Raw genomic sequence first — 3,150 nt, 5'->3', positions numbered from 1 at the left:
CTCCAGGACTGCACCGGCGCGGCCGGCCAGACCTGGACCTACACCGCCGGAAAACAACTGACCGTCAACGGCGACAAATGCCTCGACGCCAGCGGACGCGGCACCACCAACGGCACCGCGGTCATCATCTGGGACTGCAACGGCCAGAACAACCAGCAATGGAACGTCAACCCCAACGGCACCATCACCGGCGTCCAGTCCGGACTGTGCCTCGACGCCAACGCCGGCGGCACCGCCAACGGCACCAGGATCACCCTCTGGTCCTGCCACAACGGCGCCAACCAGCAGTGGAACTCGCCGACCCCGCCGCCGGACCCGCCGGTACCGGGCGGCGCGGGCACGTGCGACATCTACGCCTCGGGCGGCACCCCCTGCATCGCCGCCCACAGCACCGTACGAGCGCTCTACGGCACCTACGACGGCAACCTCTACCAGGTCCGGCGCTCGTCCGACAGCACGACCCGGAACATCGGCGTCCTGAGCGCGGGTGGCGCCGCCGACGCGACGACGCAGGACTCGTTCTGCGCCGGAACAACCTGTGTCATCACCGTCGTCTACGACCAGTCCGGCCGCGGGAACGACCTGTGGTACCAGGGATCGAGTGTGGTTCCCGGCTCCAGCCAGAGCCGCCCGGCGCTCGCCACGTCGGAGTCGCTGGCGGTCCGTGGCAGCAAGGCCTACTCGCTCTACATCAATCCCGGCAACAGCTACTGGCGGGACGGCCACCTGACCGGCGTGCCGACCGGCAGCGCCCCTGAAGGCATGTACATGGTGACCAGCGGCACCCATGTCAACGGCGGCTGCTGCTTCGACTACGGCAACAGTGAGACGACCCGAGCGGCCGACGCGGCCGGGGCGATGGACGCGATCAATTTCAGCACCCAGTGCTGGTTCGGCGGGTGCGTCGGCAGCGGCCCGTGGATCCAGGCCGACCTCGAATGGGGGCTCTACTCCGGTGGCAGTCAGACCTGGAACACGAACCAGCGGGCCTTCACCAGCAAGTTCGTGACGGCGATGCTGAAGAACAACGGGACGAGCCGTTTCGCGCTCAGGGGTGGCAACGCCCAGACCGGAAGCCTGACCACGCTCTGGGACGGCGCGCTTCCGCCCGGCTACAGCCCCATGAAGAAGCAGGGCGCCATCATCCTCGGCAGCGGTGGCGACTGCTGCAAGCCCGGCGGCGGCGCGAACCTCAGCGCCGGCACCTTCTACGAGGGCGCGATGGTGTCCGGATACCCGTCCGACGCGACCGAGAGCGCGGTACAAGCCAACATCGTCGCCGCCGGCTACCGCTGAGTCACTCCATCGATGAAGGAAAGGGAGGGAGAAACGTGGTGCGACACGGCAGGAATCGTCACCGATGGCGCACGCCGATCGCCGTGGCCGCCGCGCTCCTGCTCGCCGCGGTCGGCATCAGCGGCATCTCGCCGACGTCCGCCGCCGCCGAGGTCCGCTCCGTCGCCGCGAGCGCCGGATGCGGCAAGCCCCCCACGCTGTCGAGTGGTCCGCACTCGATTCAGAGCAGCGGCAGGACGCGGAACTACATCCTGCGGGTGCCCGCCGACTACGACAACGACCGCCCGTACCGCCTGGTCTTCGGTTTCCACTGGAACGGCGGCACCGCGGGCGACGTCGACTCGGGCGGAACCAGCGGATACTCCTGGTCGTACTACGGCCTGCGGGCGCTCTCGAACAACAGCACGATCTTCGTCGCGCCCCAGGGCCTCGGGAACGGCTGGGCCAACTCAGGCGGCGAGGATCTGACCTTCGTGGACGACATGCTCAGGCAGATCGAGGCGGGCCTGTGCGTCGACACGAACCAGCGCTTCGCCGGGGGTTTCAGCTACGGAGGCGGCATGAGTTTCGCCCTCGCGTGCGCCCGGCCGACAGTGTTCCGCGCGGTCGCCGTCTACGCGGGCGGACAGTTGAGCGGGTGCAACGGCGGCACCCAGCCGGTCGCGTACATCGGACTGCACGGCTTGCGGGACCCGGTGCTCCCGATCTCCACGGGTCGTTCGCTGCGCGACAGGTTCGTGCGGAACAACGGCTGCACCCCCCAGAACCCGCCGGAGCCGGCACGGGGCAGCCTCACGCATGTCGTCACGACCTACTCGGGGTGCCGCGCCGGCTACCCCGTGGCATGGGCCGCGTTCGACGCGGGTCATACGCCCGGTCCTGTCGACGGATCGGCCGGCGACTACGAACCGGGTGAGAGGTCGTGGACCCGGGCGGTGGTGTGGAACTTCTTCACGCAGTTCGACGACACGACACCCACCCCGCCGCCGACCCCGACCACCTTCCGGCTGCGCAACGAGGGTTCGGGCCGGTGCCTGGACGTCAACGGGTCGAACTCCGCCAACGGCACACCGCTGATCATCTGGGACTGCCACAGCAACGCCAACCAGCAGTTCACCCAGAACGGTGCGGCGTTGCAGGTGCTGGGCAAGTGCGTGCACGTCCCGCCCGGCGCCGCCGCCGGCACGCGGGTACAGGTCCAGGACTGCGACGGTGCCACCAACCAGCAGTGGGTCTTCAGCAGCAACGGCACGATCCGCAACGCTCAGACCGGGTTGTGCCTGGATGTCAACGGCGCAAGCACCGCGGGCGGCTCCGCGGTCATCGTGTGGAGCTGCCACGACGGCGCCAACCAGCGCTGGACGCGAGCGTAACCGCACGAGTGAAGGCGGTACGTGATCTCACGTACCGCCTTCACTTTCAGAGACGAGACCGGCGTGCCGCGTCAGCTCAGGGCAGGGTCCATTTCTGGTTGGCTCCGCCGTGGCAGGTCCACAGGTGCACGAGGGTGCCGTCGGAGGAGCCCGCGCCCGACACGTCCAGGCACTTGGCCGCCTGCGGGTTCCGCAGCGACCCGTCCGGGTACGCCTGCCAGTTCTGGTTGGCACCACCGTTGCAGGACCACAACTGGACCTTCGCCCCGTCCGCCGTGCTGTTGCCGCTGACGTCCAGGCACTTGCCCAACGCCTTGACCGTCGACCCCGGCGCCACCGTCCACCGCTGCCCCGCCGAACCCGTGCACGACGAGATCTGCACCGCCGTCCCGTCCGCCGAACTGCCGCCACGGACGTCCAGGCACTTGTTCGCGAGCCCCACGACCGGACCCGTGCCGGGGGTGGGTGGCGGGCTGCCGCC

The 3,150-nt window shown here is 69.2% G+C and carries 3 protein-coding genes; 2 read left to right on the top strand and 1 reads right to left on the bottom strand.

Features of this window, described 5'->3' with window-relative positions; genetic code table 11:
• Positions 1–1,296, top strand: a 1,296-nt coding sequence (locus GTY47_RS05235) for an arabinofuranosidase catalytic domain-containing protein (RefSeq protein ID WP_010037397.1), incomplete at its 5' end; no start/stop codon positions are given.
• An 83-nt stretch (positions 1,297–1,379) separates the two neighbouring features.
• Complete coding sequence (locus GTY47_RS05230) at positions 1,380–2,669, top strand: ricin-type beta-trefoil lectin domain protein (RefSeq protein WP_010037396.1); 1,290 nt, start codon at positions 1,380–1,382, stop codon at positions 2,667–2,669.
• 76 nt (positions 2,670–2,745) lie between these two features.
• Here the strand turns inward: GTY47_RS05230 and GTY47_RS40675 are convergent.
• Positions 2,746–3,150 (bottom strand): ricin-type beta-trefoil lectin domain protein (locus GTY47_RS40675; protein WP_010037395.1); only part of this gene is annotated, 405 nt, incomplete at its 5' end.

This window comes from Streptomyces sp. SID5464 (assembly GCF_009862985.1).
Classification (GTDB): domain Bacteria; phylum Actinomycetota; class Actinomycetes; order Streptomycetales; family Streptomycetaceae; genus Streptomyces; species Streptomyces chartreusis_D.
Note: the sequence above shows the minus strand (reverse complement) of the source record. Positions and strands in the feature narration are given on the sequence as shown.